The following is a 13,585-nucleotide window of genomic DNA, read 5'->3' on the forward strand; positions in this document are numbered from 1 at the left end:
AGTGCGAGCCTGCTCGATCGAGCGATGCGTGGTGTCAGGGGGTCGCCGTACACTCGGTGCATGGCACCCGACATCGCTGAGGTACTCACGAGCGCGAAGTCGCTGGCGCGTGAGCAAATCGCGGATCTGGCATACGAACTGCTTCGAGTCTTGGATGAAGACCAGGCTCCGGTCGATCAAGCGACGGTCGATGCCGCATGGAGTGCCGAATTGCGTCGACGTGTGGACGACGTGGAAAGCGGTGCGGTCGAGGTTGTGAGCCATCAGGAGACAGTGGCTGAAGCTAGGGCGTTCATCGCGTCGCGACGCAAGTGTCTTCCCGTACCGAATCGTGTACTACGTCAGTGGTGATCAGGTGCGCGTTCTCGCTTACGCCCACACGCGCCGCGAGCCCGAGTACTGGAAGCGACGGCTCGACCGCTGATCGGACTTCGTGAGGATCAGGTCGCATTCGGCGGAGCGAGGAGCGACCACAGGGCGTCGATCGCTGCGGCGGCGGTGGCCGCCCGGGCGGCCACCGGGGTGTCTGCGGTGAGGGCCCAGCGGTCGATCGTGGTGAGGGATGCCACGGTCCACTCGGAGAGCAGGGCGGGCGGCAGGTCGGAGCGGATGACGCCGAGCTCGCGTCCCCTTTGCAGCGCCTCGGCGATCCACGTCATGACGCCGGATCGCACGCGGGCGATGGCGCGCTCGGGCGGCGCATCCGCTGAGTTGTGGAACATGAGACCCAGGCTCATCAGCTCCGGCCGGGCGGCTGCCAGCCGCTGGAAGCGGTCGAGCAGCGCGGTGAGTTCCGGCCGGAAGGATGCCGCCGAGAGAGTCTCGAGGTCGGGAACCCGGATCTCGGTGACGATCGCATCCGCCATCGTGCGTGCGACCCAGTCGTGCAGCGCCGTCTTGTCGGCGAAGCGGTGGTAGAACGAGCTCTTCCCCATGCCGGCGCGGCTCAGGATGTCGTTCAGCGACGCGGCCTCGAAGCCGTCGGCGGCGAACGTCTCACCCGCGACCACCAGCAGACGCTGCGATCGGGCCGGGTCGAGGGGGCGGGGTGGACGAGGCATCCGTTTCATCCTAGGGTATTTGTGTACCGTCTGGTACAAGAATGATGAAGGGCGCGAAGACAGCGTCGGGAGTGGGTGATGCATGGGCGAGACCGTGGTAGTGGCCGGGGCGACCGGATACGTCGGCAGGTACGTGGTCGAAGCACTCGCGGCGCGTGGGCACCGGGTGCGGGCGCTCGTGCGATCCAGGGAGCGAGCGGAGCAACCGGGAGGCTTCGGAGCGCCTTCCCTCGCCGGACGGGTGGACGAGTGGCGCATCGTCGACTACGGGCATCCGTCGAGCCTCGCGGACGTGACGGAGGGTGCCGACCGCGTCGTGTCGGCGCTCGGCGTCACGCGGCAGAAGGCGAGCCCGTGGCAGATCGACTACCTCGGCAACCTGCGGCTCCTCGAAGACGCCGAGCGGCACGGACTGAAGTCGTTCGCCTACGTCAACGTGCTGCACAGCGACTCCGGCACGTCGCTCACGATGCGCTCGAAGTACGCGTTCTCGCAGGCGCTGGCGCGAAGCGCGGTGGCGCCGCAGATCGTCAACCCGTCGGGATACTTCTCCGACGTGTCCGATTTTCTCCGGATGGCCCAGCGCGGCATCGGCTTCACGCTCGGCGCCGGCACCTCGAAGATCAACCCGATCCACGGCGCAGACCTCGCGGTGTTCATCGTCGACAGGCTGGGCGACGAGGCGGGTACCTGGGATGTCGGCGGGCCCGATATGCTCAGCTACCGCGAGCTCGAGGAACTCGTCTTCCGCATCGTCGGACGGCGCCCGCGCATCCTCCGGGTCGGGGAAGGCGTCGCGCGCGGCATGGAGTGGGCTGCCGATCGCGGTTCACCTCGATTGGGCAACCTGACGCGGTTCTTCCTCGAGTCACTCGCCGTCGACGCGGTGGGGGAGCCGTTCGGCGAGCACCGACTCGAGCCCTACCTGCGATCGCTTGCCGCCGCCGGTTGAGGCTCGCCGAGCAGCCAGTCGGCGGCGTTGCGCAGGATTGCGCGGTGCTCGGGCGAGTCGTACGACGCGGCGTCGTGCCCGAGCGCGTCGTAGACGATGTGCGCATCCCCGTGACGGTGCGCCCACAGCACCGGATGCCTGCCGCCCTCGAACTCATGCCAGGCGAGCTGCTCCGAACGCGGCGAGACCCGCAGCTTCGAATAACGCTCGTCGTTCAGCTCGAAATCGTGGATGCCCGCGGTGATCGGGTGGGCATCCGTCGCCACGTCGATGCGGGCGAGCGAGTACGGCGGGTGCATGCTCGTGCCGCGCACCCAGATGCCGCCGAGGATGGATTCCCACTCCGGCATATATCCGAACGTGGTGCTGGAGACGTGCAGCGCGAGCACCGGGCGGCCTCGTCCGACGTGGGTGAGCAGGCCGTCGCGGGTGGCGGCATCCGCGTCCGAGAGCGGCTGCGGCTCACGCTCGTCGGACGCCTGCACGACAGCGCGCTCCTCCGGGGTGCGTCCGGCGCCCACGTTGAGCACGAGCAGGTCGACATTGTCAGCGGGGTCGGCGAGAGAGGCGAGGCGGGCATCCACGTCGTCGGTGACGGTCACGGCGTGCCCGGCCTCGCGCAGCACGTCTGCCGCGCGGGCGGACGTCTCGGCGAGCGGATGCCACGGGTCGGCATAGCGACCGCCTCCGGTGACGACGAGGATGTTCGAGCCCATGGGGTCCCCTTCCGAGCCGACTCGCTGCCGCGACCCGCTGCTCGCACTCGCTGCTCGGAGTCGAAATGCGTGAGCGACTTGCGCGGCTCGCGAGTCAGCCTATGCTAGATCGGCAACCGCTTTCCTGTGCCCTGAACGAGGGTCAGCAATAGTGGTCAGTGGCATTCGGCGAAGGGGATCGAGCATGACAACGGCGTCCGCACCGACCAGGCGACTCACTTCAGACCAGCGCAGCGCGTTCGCCGCTTCGCTGCTCGGCTGGATGATGGATGCCTTCGACTACTTCATCGTCGTGCTCGTCTATGCCGACATCGCCGCCGAGTTCCACGTGACGCTGGAGCAGATCGCGTTCCTCACCACCATCACCCTCGTCATGCGTCCTGTCGGTGCGTACCTGTTCGGGCTCTGGGCCGACCGCGTCGGACGTCGCATCCCGCTGATCGTCGACGTGTGCTTCTACTCGCTCGTCGGATTCCTCTGCGCGTTCGCGCCGAACTTCACCGTGCTGTTCATCCTGCGGCTGCTCTACGGCATCGGCATGGGCGGGGAGTGGGGCCTCGGCGCGGCGCTCACGATGGAGAAGGTGCCGCGAGAGCGTCGTGGATTCTTCTCGGGCATCCTTCAGGCCGGCTACTCCGCCGGATACCTGCTGGCGGCACTCGCGTTCCTGCTGGTGCACTCGGCCCTCGGGCTGAACTGGCGCTGGCTGTTCGTGCTCAGCATCGTTCCCGCGCTGATCAGCCTCATCATCCGTACCAGGGTGAAGGAGTCGGAGGTGTGGGAGACCACACGCGACCGCATGCAGAAGAAGAACACTTCGATCAAGGCCGTGTTCTTCAACGCCAAGGTGCTCCGCCGCTTCGTCTACCTCGTGCTGCTGATGGCGGCCTTCAACTGGATGTCCCACGGCACGCAGGACATCTACCCCACGTTCCTGAAGTCCACCGGAAACGGCGGCGCGGGGCTGGATGCCGCCACCGCCGGTTGGATTGCGGTCGTCTACAACATCGGCGCCATCGTCGGATGCATCGTGCTCGGCTCGCTCTCGGACCGCTGGGGACGTAAGGCGACGATCATCCTCGGGGCGGCGCTCACACTGCCGATCATCCCGATCTTCGCCTTCTCGCACACCGCCGGGCTGCTGTGTCTGGGATCCGCGCTCATCCAGTTCACGACCCAGGGCGCGTGGGGTGCCATCCCCGCGCACCTTAACGAGATGTCGCCGAACGCCATCCGCGGGTTCTACCCGGGCGTCACGTACCAGCTCGGCAACGTGATCGCCGCGTTCAACCTGCCGATCCAGCAGTCACTGGCCGCCCACATCGGCTATCCCTGGGCCATGACGATCACGGTCGCGGGCGCCGCTGTTGCGGTCATCCTGCTGACGGCCTTCGGAACTCACGCGAAGGGGATCGACTTCAGGTCGGAGGAGCCGGATGCCGTTGCCGCGGGCGGCGGGGTGCCGCGGCCCGCGGAGGCGTGAACCCGCGGTAGCGCCGCTGAGCACGAACGGAGAAGCGTCCGACGCTGCCCGCGCATAGCCTGGGCATCATGAACGCGACCTCGTCCACGATCTCGGTGCAGGCATCCGACTCGGTGCAGGCATCCGAAGCGACCCAAGCGACCGACTCGGCGCAGACATCCGAGACGTCCGCGACCGCCGACACCCACGACACCATTCGCGTGCACGGCGCACGCGAGAACAACCTGAAGGACGTCGACGTCGAGCTGCCCAAGCGCAAGCTCACGGTGTTCACCGGCGTCTCAGGGTCGGGCAAGAGCTCGCTCGTGTTCAGCACGATCGCCGCGGAATCGCAGCGGCTCATCAACGAGACGTACAGCGCGTTCGTGCAGGGCTTCATGCCGTCGTTGTCGCGGCCCGATGTCGATGTGCTCGAGGGCCTCACCACGGCGATCACGGTCGACCAGGAGCGCATCGGATCGGACCCGCGCTCCACGGTCGGCACGGCCACGGACGCGAACGCCATGCTGCGCATCCTGTTCAGCCGTCTCGGCGAACCGCACATCGGGTCGCCGCAGGCGTACTCGTTCAACGTGGCCTCCGTGAGCGGCAGCGGGGCGATCACGTTCGACCGCGCCCAGGGCGGATCGACGAAGGAGCGCCGCAGCTTCAGCGTGACCGGCGGCATGTGTCCGCGGTGCGAGGGCCGCGGAACGGTGCAGGACTTCGACCTCACCCAGCTGTACGACGCGAGCAAGTCGCTGAACGACGGCGCGCTGCTCGTGCCGAACCACACGCGCGACAGCTGGTACGTGCGCATCTACCGCGAATCCGGATACCTCGACCCCGACAAGCCCATCGCGAAGTACGGCAAGCGCGAGCTGAACGACCTGCTCTACCGCGAGCCGACCCGCATCAAGGTGAACGGCATCAACGTCTGGTACATGGGGCTGATCCTGCGCATCCAGCAGTCGTTCCTCTCCAAGGACCTCGACTCGATGCAGCCGCACATCCGCGCGTTCGTCGAGCGTGCCATCACGTTCGGCACCTGCCCGGAGTGCGGTGGCACGAGGCTGAACGAGGGTGCGAGGTCGTCCAAGATCGAGGGGGTCAGCATCGCGGATGCCTGTGGCATGCAGATCACGGACCTCACCGAGTGGGTGCGCGGCCTCGTCGCCCATGCTAACGGTTCCGACGCCCGATTCCGCCCGCTGGCGCCACTGCTCAAGTCCCTGTTGCACCTGCTCGAGTCGTTCGTCGAGATCGGACTCGGATACCTCTCCCTCGACCGCTCCTCCGGCACACTGTCCGGCGGAGAGGCGCAGCGCACCAAGATGATCCGTCACCTTGGCTCTGCGCTCACCGATGTGACGTACGTGTTCGACGAGCCGAGCATCGGCCTGCATCCGCACGACGTGCAGCGCATGAACCGGCTGCTGCTACGGCTGCGCGACAAGGGCAACACCGTGCTCGTCGTCGAACACAAGCCCGAGCTGATCGAGATCGCTGACCACGCGGTCGACCTCGGGCCGGGAGCTGGCGCAGCGGGCGGTTCCATCTGCTTCGAAGGCACCGTCGACGGGCTAAGGGCCAGCGACACGGTCACCGGCCGCCACCTCGGCGACCGAGCGCGACTCAAGGAGTCCGTGAGGCAGGCATCCGGTGCCCTCGAGGTGCGTGGCGCGAACACGCACAATCTGCGGGACGTGGATGTCGACATCCCGCTCGGCGTGCTCGTCGTCGTCACCGGCGTGGCCGGCTCTGGGAAGAGTTCGCTGATCACCGGGTCGGTGTCGCCGCGCGATGGCGTCGTCACGGTGGATCAGACACCGATCAAGGGATCGCGGCGCAGCAATCCGGCGACGTACACAGGGTTGCTCGATCCGATCCGCAAGGCGTTCGCGAAGGCCAACGGCGTGAAGCCTGCCCTGTTCAGCTCGAACTCGGAGGGCGCCTGCCCGGTGTGCAACGGGGCAGGCGTGATCTACACCGACCTGGGCATCATGGCGACCGTCGCCACGGTGTGCGAGGAGTGCGGCGGCAAACGGTTCAGCGCTGAGGTGCTGGAGTACAAGCTCGGCGGCACGGGCGGGTCTGGCTCTGCCGGCTCCGGTTCCGACGAGGGCAACGGCGGCAAGAACATCAGCGAGGTGCTCGGCATGTCGGTGCTCGACGCGCGCGAGTTCTTCTCCGAAGGGCCGGCGCGCACGCCGGCCGCAGCGGCCATCCTCGATCGGCTTGCGGATGTCGGCCTCGGCTACCTGACGATCGGCCAGCCGCTCACGACGCTCTCCGGCGGCGAGCGGCAGCGCCTCAAGCTCGCGACGCACATGGGGGAGAAGGGCGGCGTGCTCATCCTCGACGAGCCCACGACCGGACTTCACCTCGCGGATGTCGAACAGCTGCTCGCGCTGCTCGACCGGCTGGTGGACAGCGGCAAGTCGGTCATCGTCGTCGAGCACCATCAGGCGGTGATGGCCCACGCCGACTGGATCATCGACCTCGGCCCGGGCGCCGGCCACGACGGCGGCCGCGTCGTCTTCGAGGGCACGCCCGCCGACCTCGTCGCGTCCCGCTCGACGCTCACCGGGGAGTACCTCGCGGAATATGTGAGGGTCTGAGCGCGTCGGAAGGCACCGAGCAGCGGCGTGCCGAGAAGCGTTCGGCAGCACAGCTCACTCAAGACGCGCTACACAAATCGGCATGCACTGCACAAATCGGCACCCAGCGCGCTACAGAAATCAGCATCGGCTACAGAAATCGGCATCCGCTACAGAAACATCCTGTGGCGGATGCCGATTTGTGTAGCGCGACGTTCCGTGGGGTGACCCCTGTCTGTGGGCGTTGTCGCGCCGGGCGTTGTCGCGCGGGGAGTTGTCGCGCGGGGCGTTGTCGTCGCAGCCGGTTCCTGGTATCGTCTCGGTAAGCGCTTTCCAAGGCGAAATCCGTAGACGGTACGACGAAAGAGAACCACCGTGTCAGAGTCGACAATCGGCATCATCATGAATGGCGTCTCCGGACGCATGGGCTACCGGCAGCACCTCGTGCGCTCGATCCTCGCAATCCGCGAGCAGGGCGGCGTCGAGCTCTCCGACGGACGCCGCGTGCAGGTCGAGCCGCTGCTCGTCGGCCGCAACGAGGCCAAGCTCGCCGAGCTCGCGCAGCGGCACGGACTCGAGCACTACACGACCGACCTCGACGCAGCGCTGGCGGATGACCGGTGGCAGGTGTACGCGGACTTCCTGGTGACGAAGGCACGGGCATCCGCTCTGCGCAAGGCGATCGCGGCGGGCAAGGCCATCTACACCGAGAAGCCGACGGCCGAGACGTTCGAGGAGGCGCTCGAGCTCGCACGCCTCGCCGACGAGGCCGGCGTGAAGAACGGCGTCGTGCACGACAAGCTATACCTGCCCGGCCTGCGCAAGCTGCGCCGGCTGATCGACTCCGGATTCTTCGGGCGCATCCTCTCGGTGCGCGGCGAGTTCGGCTACTGGGTTTTCGAGGGCGACTGGATGCCCGCACAGCGGCCGAGCTGGAACTATCGCACCGAAGACGGCGGCGGCATCATCGTCGACATGTTCCCGCACTGGAACTACGTGCTGGAATACCTGTTCGGCCGCGTGGAGTCGGTGTACGCGCGGGCCGTCACCGAGATCCCGGAGCGGGTCGACGAGCAGGGCCGCCGCTACAAGGCGACGGCGGATGACGCGGCCTACGCCGTGTTCGACCTCGCGGGCGGCATCACGGCGCAGCTCAACTCGAGCTGGACGACGCGCGTGAACCGTGACGAGCTGGTCGAGTTCCAGGTCGACGGCACCCTCGGCAGCGCTGTCGTCGGCCTGTTCGGCTGCAAGATCCAGCCGCGCAACGCGACGCCGCGTCCGACCTGGAACCCCGACATCCCTGACACACACGACTACGCGAACGACTGGCACGAGGTGCCGACCACGGAGGCGTTCGAGAACGGTTTCAAGGTGCAGTGGGAGGAGTTCATCCGCCACATCGCCGAGGACGCGCCGTTCCCGTACGACCTGCTCTCCGGCGCGCGCGGGGTTCTCATGGCCGAGAAGGGGCTGGAGAGCTCCCGCACCGGCGCGCGCGTCGACATCCCCGCCGTGACGCCGGAGAGCGTGCGCGAACTCGCCGGAGCCGTACGATGACCGACCTGCTGCTGGTCGCGCCCGACGGGGCGCTGCGGACCGAGCCCATCGTCGAGCACGAGGCGACGTTGACGCCTGCCACGCCGCTGAAGTCGCGCGTGGCGTATGCGGCGGCCCACGTCATCCCGAAGCCGTACGCCGACAACGTGCCGGGTGCTCCCGCCGACCTGGACTGGGACGCCACTCTCGCGTTCCGGCACCACGTGTGGTCTCAGGGTCTCGGCGTCGCCGACGCCATGGACACCGCGCAGCGCAACATGGGGCTGGATGCCGCGGCCACCCGCGAACTGATCGCGCGCAGTGCGAAGGAGGCGGCATCCGTCGGCGGTGCGCTCGTGGTCGGTGTGAACACCGACCACGTCGACGACGAGGTGATCCCGCTCGACGCCGTGATCGACGCGTACCTTCAGCAGCTGCTGTCCACGGAGGATGCCGGCGCCGGCGTCGTACTCATGGCTTCGCGCCACCTCGCACGGGCCGCGCAGTCGCCCGAGGACTACGAGCGGGTCTACAACGCCGTGCTGCAACGCGCCAGCGGACCCGTCGTTCTGCACTGGTTGGGTGAGGCGTTCGACCCGGTGCTGAAGGGGTACTTCGGCGACTCCTTCGAGGTGGCGGCCGACACGCTCATCCACATCATCGAGGCGAACGCCGACAAGGTGTCCGGCGTGAAGATGAGCCTGCTGGATGCCGACGCCGAGATCTCGGTGCGGTCGCGCCTCCCCGAGACCGCCACGATGTTCACCGGCGACGACTTCAACTACGTCGACCTGATCGCAGGTGACGGCAGTGAGGGTCCCGGGCACTACTCGAACGCGCTGCTCGGCGCCTTCGCAGCGATCGCGCCGGTCGCCTCGAGGGCGATCCGCGCGCTCGACGACGGCGACGCGGATGCCTACCGGCGCATCCTCGGCCCGACCGAGGCGCTCAGCCGGCAGGTGTTCGCTGCGCCGACGTTCTACTACAAGACCGGCGTCGCCTTCCTCAGCTGGCTGAACGGGCACCAGGAGTCGTTCACGATGGTGGGCGGACTGCACTCGGCGCGCAGCCTTCCGCATCTCTCCGAGATCGTGCGGCTGGCGAACGGGTCTGGCGCGCTCGAGCGCCCGGAGCTTGCGGCGGCGCGGTGGAACGGGCTGCTCGCGCTGAACGGGATCGTCGCCAGCGCATCGCCGGTTGAGACCGTCGAAGCCGGTGCTGTCGACAGCGAGGTACCGGCGTGAGCGCGCATCCGCGGTATTCGCTGAACCAGGCAACTGTGAAGTACGCGTCGCTCGCCGAGGCGATCGAGGCGACGAAGAGTGCTGGCATCCAGAGCATCGGCGTGTGGCGTGAGCCGGTCGCCGACATCGGGTTGGATGCCGCCACCCGGCTGATCGCGGACTCCGGCCTGCGGGTATCGAGCCTCTGCCGCGCCGGATTCTTCACCACCCCGGACGGCCCGGACCGCGTTGCCGCCCTCGACGACAACCGCCGCGCGATCGAGGAGACGGCCGCGCTCGCTTCAGCAGGTGCCGAGGGATCCGCCGCCGTGCTCGTGCTCGTCGCGGGCGGCCTCCCGACCGGATCGCGAGACCTCGTCGGCGCACGTGAGCGGGTGCGCGACGCGCTCGGCTCGCTTGAGCCGTTCGCGGCATCCGCCGGCGTCACGCTCGCGGTCGAGGCGCTGCATCCGATGTTCGCCGCCGACCGTGCAGTGGTCTCCACGCTCGGGCAGGCGATCGACCTCGCGGTCGAGGCCGGTCCGTCTGTGGGCGTGGTCGTCGACACGTACCACCTGTGGTGGGACCCGGACGTGCTGCCGCAGATCGCGCGTGCGGGGCAGCTCGGCCGCATCGCTTCGTACCAGGTGTGCGACTGGCTCACCCCGCTGCCGGCCGACGTGCTGCTCGGGCGCGGTGTGCCGGGCGACGGTCACATCGACTTCACCTCGCTGACTTCAGCGGTGGCCGAGACCGGATACGACGGCGACATCGAGTGCGAGATCTTCAACGCGGATGTCTGGGCTCGCCCTTACGACGACGTCGCGGCGGAGACGTCCGACGCGTTCACCCGCGTCGTCGCCCCGTACCTCTGAGGGCGTCCCGGCGCTGACGTGGCCAGCATCCTGTTGTTCATAACTCCTGCAATTCCGCCCGGCAGTTGCCGCCTTCGCCTTCAAACCGCCGCGATCCTGGACGTGTCGACCGTGCGGGTGACCGAATTGCAGGAGTTGTGAACCGCGAACGCCAGAGACGGCAGAGTGAATCCATGCGCATCGTGATCGCCCCCGACTCGTTCAAGGGCTCGGCCTCGGCCGTGCAGGTGGCCGAGGCGATCGCGACCGGCTGGCTGGAAGCACGACCCGACGACGAGGTGATCGAGTTGCCGATGGCCGACGGGGGAGAGGGAACGCTCGATGCCTTCGAGCTGGCGGTGCCAGGGGCGAAGCGGATGCCCCTCGAGGTGACCGGTCCCGATGGGCGGGCGGTGCAGGCATCCTGGATGCTCCTTCCCGCCACCGACGAGCTGCCAGGCGGCACCGGGGTGGTCGAGCTCGCCGAGACGAGCGGCCTCCCCCTCCTGGATCGGCTCGACCCGCTCGGTGCTCACACGCTGGGTTTTGGACAGGCGATCGCGGATGCGCTCGATCACGGCGTCTCCCGGCTTCTGCTCGGCATCGGGGGCAGCGCCTCGACCGACGGCGGAACCGGAGCGCTCATCGCGCTCGGCGCTCGCCTGCAGAACGCGCAGGGTGAGCCCGTGGCGTTCGGCGGCGGAGCGCTCACCGACATCGCCTCCGTGGATCTCGCCGACCTGAGACCGCTGCCGCCCGCTGGTGCCCTCGTGCTCAGCGATGTGACGAATCCACTTCTCGGGCCCTCCGGAGCCGCGCACATCTTCGGCGAGCAGAAGGGAGCGGATGCCCGCCAGCGCGACGAGCTCGACGCCGCGCTCGCCGCCTGGGCGCGACTCGTTCAGCAGGTTGCTGACGCGGATCCCGCTACACCGGGAGCCGGGGCCGCGGGCGGTACGGGCTTCGGGCTCCTCGCGTGGGGTGCGCAACTGGTCTCGGGCGCGACGACGATCGCGGATGCCGTCGCGCTGGATGCCGCGCTCTCGCACGCCGACCTCGTGATCACCGGGGAGGGGCGTTACGACGCGCAAACCGATTCGGGCAAGGCGCCGGCCGTCGTCGCGGCACGGGCCGACGCGGTGGGCGTCCCGCTCGCCCTCGTGGCCGGTGCGATCACCGCTCCCGCGGCGGGCGCCAGCGCAGCGATTTCGTTGACCGACCTGGCCGGCACCTCAGCGGCGGCGATCGCGGATCCGATCACTTGGCTTGCCGTGGCCGGGCGGCAGCTGGCTGCCCAGATCGCGTCTCACTGACAGAAAACGCGAATTCACTCGGCTCGAACCACATTTTCTGTCACTGAAACGCCATCTCGCGTTCCGGGCGGCGGCTGGCGTCTGGGAGGGCGAGCTAAAGCGAGGCCAGCCGTGCGTAGCGGTCGTACTGCTCACGGATAACCGGACGGAAGTCCGGCTCCGGCTCCGCCACCACCTCGAGCGGCCACTCCGGGCGAGTGCCGGTCAGCACCCATGCCGCCTGCACCGCGGCCCCGTTCGCCACATACTCGCCGGGCGCGGGAACGACGACCGGAGCATCGAACACCTGTGCCGCGACCGCTTGGACGGCGGGGTTCAGCGCGGCACCACCCACCAAAAGGAGCCGCTGCTCGCGCACTCCGACCGCGCGCACGGCATCCAGTCCTGCGGCGAGACCGCTGAGCATGCCCTCGACGGCGGCCCTGGCGAGATTCTCCCGCCTGCTCGACGCGATCGAGAGGCCGTGCACGCTCGCCTTCGCCTCCGGAAGGTTCGGCGTGCGCTCGCCCTCGAAATACGGAACCAGCACCACACCCTCGGCCCCGGCCGGCGCGCGAAGGGCGAGGTCGGCGAACTCCTCGAAGTCCACGTCGAGCAGATCGGCCACCGTGCCCAGCACGCGGGCGGCGTTCAGGGTGGCGACGAGCGGGAGGAAGCGGCCGGAGGCATCCGCGAAGCCGGCGACCGATCCGCTCGGATCCGGCACAGAGACATCGGTCACCGCGAAAACGGTGCCGCTCGTGCCGATCGAGACGATCACGTCTCCGGATGCCGCGCCCAGTCCGAGCGCTGCCCCCGCGTTGTCGCCGGCACCCGGGCCCACCACGAGGCCCGCGCGCACGGAGACGAGGCCCTTCTGCTCCGCGGTCATGCCCGCAGAGTCGGCGGGGCCGAGCACTCGGGGCAGCACGACCCCTGTGGCCTCGGGCGAATCGGTGGCCGTGGTCCCCGATGGCGTGTCGGGCGTTCCCGCGAATCCGTCGGAGGCGACACCGGCCGCGACCCGTGCCGCCCGGCCGAGCGCGAGCTCGAAGAGGCCGAGGTCGTAGTCGTCGTCGGAGGGCGACCAGTAGGCCGTGCCGGAGGCATCCGACCGGTCGGTGACGAGAGCGTCGAACTGAGGGCCGAGCGGCGACTCGTCCTCCGGGCCGTACCCGAGAAGCCGCCAGGTGAGCCAGTCGTGGGGCAGAGCGACGGCGGCGACCCGTGCCGCGTTCTCCGGCTCGGCATCCCGAAGCCAGCGCAGCTTCGTCGCGGTGAAGGATGCGACCGGCACAGACCCTGCGCGCCGCGCGTACTCCGTCGCGCCCACTTCGTCGGTCAGCGCGGCCGCCGCGGCGGCGCTGCGCGTGTCGTTCCAGAGCAGAGCATCCCGGATGACGCGACCCGACGCATCCAGCACCACCATGCCGTGCTGCTGACCACCGATCGAGATCGCGGCGACGTCGTCCAGCCCGCCGGCATCCGCGATGGCCGCGCCCAGCGCCGACCACCATGCGGCCGGGTCGACCTCGGTGCCGTCCGGATGCGATGCCCGGCCGGAGCGCACGAGCGCACCGGTCTCAAGGTCGCGGATCACGACCTTGCAGCTCTGCGTCGACGAGTCGACGCCCGCGATCTGTGTCATGGGTTGGTCCTTACGGCTGAGGGTCGGGTGTTGTCGCCGACGTGAAGCGAGACTAGGTGTTCAGGACGAGCCCTGGCGCTGTGCACCTAGTCTCGTCGCGAACACCTAGTCTCACGGTCTGGCCCGTGGTGGGGGGGGGGGGGGCCCGGGGGGGGGGGGAGGAACCCAACAGGAAGAAAAGGGGGAAAAGCAGGACGGACCAGAACGGAGGGGTAAAAAAAAGAAAAAGAACAACACA

General features: G+C 68.6%; 11 protein-coding genes. 8 read left to right on the forward strand and 3 right to left on the reverse strand.

The features are described from left to right. Positions 1-60: 60 nt before the first annotated feature. A complete protein-coding gene (locus tag ACTHNC_RS04625; protein ID WP_440293426.1) occupies positions 61-351 on the forward strand; it encodes an addiction module protein in 291 nt (96 codons plus the stop codon). A gap of 89 nt (positions 352-440) precedes the next feature. Here the strand turns inward: ACTHNC_RS04625 and ACTHNC_RS04630 are convergent, their stop codons facing one another. Beyond that, on the reverse strand, positions 441-1,061 hold the full coding sequence (locus ACTHNC_RS04630; protein WP_440293427.1) for a TetR/AcrR family transcriptional regulator: 621 nt from the start codon (positions 1,059-1,061) through the stop codon (positions 441-443). Between the two features lie 82 nt (positions 1,062-1,143). On the opposite strand from ACTHNC_RS04630, the gene ACTHNC_RS04635 reads away from it, so the two are divergent. Beyond that, complete coding sequence (locus ACTHNC_RS04635) at positions 1,144-2,013, forward strand: SDR family oxidoreductase (protein WP_440293428.1); 870 nt, start codon at positions 1,144-1,146, stop codon at positions 2,011-2,013. On the opposite strand, the gene ACTHNC_RS04640 is transcribed toward ACTHNC_RS04635, so the two are convergent. After that, positions 1,983-2,729, reverse strand: a complete 747-nt coding sequence (locus ACTHNC_RS04640; RefSeq protein WP_440293429.1) for a ThuA domain-containing protein — start codon at positions 2,727-2,729, stop codon at positions 1,983-1,985. The genes ACTHNC_RS04635 and ACTHNC_RS04640 overlap by 31 nt on opposite strands. Positions 2,730-2,913: 184 nt before the next feature. Between ACTHNC_RS04640 and ACTHNC_RS04645 the strand changes: the two genes are divergently transcribed. The 6 genes from ACTHNC_RS04645 to ACTHNC_RS04670 all read left to right on the forward strand — a co-directional run bounded on the left by ACTHNC_RS04645 (position 2,914) and on the right by ACTHNC_RS04670 (position 11,720). Further along, complete coding sequence (locus tag ACTHNC_RS04645) at positions 2,914-4,212, forward strand: MFS transporter (protein WP_440293430.1); 1,299 nt, start codon at positions 2,914-2,916, stop codon at positions 4,210-4,212. Positions 4,213-4,280: 68 nt separating this feature from the next. Continuing rightward, a complete protein-coding gene (locus ACTHNC_RS04650; protein WP_440293431.1) occupies positions 4,281-6,812 on the forward strand; it encodes an ATP-binding cassette domain-containing protein in 2,532 nt (843 codons plus the stop codon). 381 nt (positions 6,813-7,193) lie between these two features. Beyond that, complete coding sequence (locus ACTHNC_RS04655) at positions 7,194-8,351, forward strand: Gfo/Idh/MocA family protein (protein ID WP_440293436.1); 1,158 nt, start codon at positions 7,194-7,196, stop codon at positions 8,349-8,351. Next, complete coding sequence (locus ACTHNC_RS04660) at positions 8,348-9,574, forward strand: dihydrodipicolinate synthase family protein (protein ID WP_440293432.1); 1,227 nt, start codon at positions 8,348-8,350, stop codon at positions 9,572-9,574. Before ACTHNC_RS04655 ends, ACTHNC_RS04660 begins: the two co-directional genes overlap by 4 nt. Then, positions 9,571-10,428 (forward strand): sugar phosphate isomerase/epimerase family protein, encoded by an 858-nt coding sequence (locus tag ACTHNC_RS04665; RefSeq protein WP_440293433.1) that lies wholly within the window; start codon positions 9,571-9,573, stop codon positions 10,426-10,428. The genes ACTHNC_RS04660 and ACTHNC_RS04665 overlap by 4 nt, the downstream gene beginning before the upstream one ends. Positions 10,429-10,601: 173 nt before the next feature. Next, positions 10,602-11,720: a glycerate kinase gene (locus tag ACTHNC_RS04670; RefSeq protein ID WP_440293434.1), complete on the forward strand. Its 1,119-nt coding sequence runs from the start codon at positions 10,602-10,604 to the stop codon at positions 11,718-11,720. 94 nt (positions 11,721-11,814) lie between these two features. Here ACTHNC_RS04670 and ACTHNC_RS04675 read toward each other — a convergent pair whose 3' ends face one another. Next, complete coding sequence (locus tag ACTHNC_RS04675; RefSeq protein ID WP_440293435.1) at positions 11,815-13,347, reverse strand: xylulokinase; 1,533 nt, start codon at positions 13,345-13,347, stop codon at positions 11,815-11,817. Between the last annotated feature and the right edge of the window lie 238 nt (positions 13,348-13,585).

This window comes from Humibacter sp., from assembly GCF_051954055.1.
In the GTDB taxonomy this organism is placed as follows: domain Bacteria; phylum Actinomycetota; class Actinomycetes; order Actinomycetales; family Microbacteriaceae; genus Humibacter.

Bases quoted from the DNA above. Each gene is read 5' to 3' on its own strand.
- ACTHNC_RS04650 (WP_440293431.1), top strand. From the start codon at position 4,281: ATGAACGCGACCTCGTCCACGATCTCGGTGCAGGCATCCGACTCGGTG.
- ACTHNC_RS04660 (WP_440293432.1), top strand. From the start codon at position 8,348: ATGACCGACCTGCTGCTGGTCGCGCCCGACGGGGCGCTGCGGACCGAG.
- ACTHNC_RS04675 (WP_440293435.1), bottom strand. From the start codon at position 13,347: ATGACACAGATCGCGGGCGTCGACTCGTCGACGCAGAGCTGCAAGGTC.
- ACTHNC_RS04670 (WP_440293434.1), top strand. From the start codon at position 10,602: ATGCGCATCGTGATCGCCCCCGACTCGTTCAAGGGCTCGGCCTCGGCC.
- ACTHNC_RS04630 (WP_440293427.1), bottom strand. From the start codon at position 1,061: ATGCCTCGTCCACCCCGCCCCCTCGACCCGGCCCGATCGCAGCGTCTG.
- ACTHNC_RS04640 (WP_440293429.1), bottom strand. From the start codon at position 2,729: ATGGGCTCGAACATCCTCGTCGTCACCGGAGGCGGTCGCTATGCCGAC.
- ACTHNC_RS04635 (WP_440293428.1), top strand. From the start codon at position 1,144: ATGGGCGAGACCGTGGTAGTGGCCGGGGCGACCGGATACGTCGGCAGG.
- ACTHNC_RS04625 (WP_440293426.1), top strand. From the start codon at position 61: ATGGCACCCGACATCGCTGAGGTACTCACGAGCGCGAAGTCGCTGGCG.
- ACTHNC_RS04645 (WP_440293430.1), top strand. From the start codon at position 2,914: ATGACAACGGCGTCCGCACCGACCAGGCGACTCACTTCAGACCAGCGC.
- ACTHNC_RS04655 (WP_440293436.1), top strand. From the start codon at position 7,194: ATGAATGGCGTCTCCGGACGCATGGGCTACCGGCAGCACCTCGTGCGC.